Annotated in this window: 2 protein-coding genes; both read left to right on the top strand. The window is 76.7% G+C overall.

All coding sequences use genetic code 11. The features are described 5' to 3' along the window. On the top strand, positions 1-460 hold a 460-nt coding region (locus G3I42_RS11890; RefSeq protein WP_239096406.1), incomplete at its 5' end, for a bifunctional adenosylcobinamide kinase/adenosylcobinamide-phosphate guanylyltransferase. Between the two features lie 72 nt (positions 461-532). Then, on the top strand, positions 533-1,594 hold the full coding sequence (cobT, locus tag G3I42_RS11895; protein ID WP_164285217.1) for a nicotinate-nucleotide--dimethylbenzimidazole phosphoribosyltransferase: 1,062 nt from the start codon (positions 533-535) through the stop codon (positions 1,592-1,594). Positions 1,595-1,681 lie beyond the last annotated feature (87 nt).

The raw sequence follows: 1,681 nt of genomic DNA on the forward strand, positions 1-1,681 counted from the left end.
CGTGCTGTACGTGGCGACGGGCGGCACGCGCGCGGGCGACCCCGAGTGGGCCGAACGGGTCGGCGCGCACCGCGAGCGGCGCCCGGCGAGCTGGCGGACGGCCGAGACCTGCGACCTCGTGCCGCTCCTCGCCGAGGAGGGCGCCCCGCTGCTCGTCGACTGCCTCTCGCTGTGGCTCACCGACGCGATGGACGAGGTCGACGCGTGGGACGACGCGGCGTGGGCGGGCGGGGGGCGCGAGGCGCTGCGCAAGCGGGTGGCCGAGCTGGTCGAGGCGGTGCGGTGCGCGCGGCGGCGGGTGGTGCTGGTCTCCAACGAGGTGGGGGCGGGGGTCGTGCCCGCGACCGCGTCGGGGCGCAGGTACCGGGACGAACTGGGGCGGGTGAACGCGGCCGTCTCCGGGGAGTGCGAGGAAGTGGTGCTCGTGGTCGCGGGACGGGTGATCCCGCTGCCGGGGTGACCTCCCCGGGGCTCCGCTCCTGACCCCGCCCCTCACCCGCCGGAGGGGCTGAATGGATGTACCGTCTTGCGAATGAGCGCCCTTGATCTTGACGACTTCTCCGATCTCATCGAGCGGCCCGATGGCAAGGTACGTCGGGACGCCGAGGAACGACGGGCGCGGTTGAGCGTTCCCTCCGGTGCTCTCGGGCGGCTCGACGTGCTCGGGGAGTGGTTGTCTGCCGCGCAGTCGGCGGTTCCCGTGGCGGCGGTGCGACGGCCCCGGGTCGTCCTGTTCGCCGGGGATCACGGGGTCGCCGAGGCGGGCGTCTCGCGGCGGGCGCCGGGCGGTGCCACCGCGCTCGTCCGGGCCGTGCTCGACGGGAGCGCGCCGGTCGCCGTGCTCGCGCGGGCGCAGGACGTGCCCGTGCGGGTCGTGGACGTCTCGCTCGACTGCGATCCCGCCGAGCTGCCCGCCGAGGTGACGCGGCACCGGGTGCGGCGCTCCTCGGGGCGGATCGACCGCGAGGACGCGCTCACGACCGAGGAGGCCGAAGCGGCGGTACGGGCCGGGATGGCCGTCGCCGACGAGGAGGCCGACGCGGGCACGGACCTCGTGGTGCTCGGGGACGTGAGCGTGGGCGGCACGACGGCCGCGGGCACGCTCGTGGCGGCGCTGTGCGGTGTCGACGCCTCGGTCGTCACGGGGCGCGGCGGCGAGCGGATCGACGACCTCACGTGGATGCGCAAGTGCGCGGCGATCAGGGACGCGCTGCGCCGGGCCCGTCCGGTCCTCGGCGACCAGCTCGCGCTGCTGGCGGCGGTGGGCGGCGCGGACCTCGCGGCGACGACGGGCTTCCTGCTCCAGTGCGCGGTGCGCCGTACCCCGGTGATCCTCGACGGCGTCGTCTCGGCGGCGTGCGCGCTCGTGGCGCAGCGGGCGGCGTTCCGCGCGCCCGACTGGTGGCTCGCGGGGCACACGAGCGGGGAGCCCGCGCAGGCCAAGGCGCTCGACCGGATGGCGCTCGAACCGCTGCTCGACCAGGGGGTGCGGCTCGGTGAGGGGCTCGGGGCGCTGCTCGCGCTGCCGCTCGTACGCGCCGCCGCCTCGCTGACGAGCGAACTCCCCGAACGCGTGGCGGCCGCCGCCGAGTGAGCCCCGCTCACCGGCCCGCGGGCGGCACGTCCTCGTCCGGGGTGCCGCCCACGAAATCCTGGAAGCGGCGGGCCCAGCGGAACCAGG

Origin of the sequence: Streptomyces sp. SID11385, assembly GCF_010548245.1 — a bacterium.
In the GTDB taxonomy this organism is placed as follows: Bacteria; Actinomycetota; Actinomycetes; order Streptomycetales; family Streptomycetaceae; genus Streptomyces.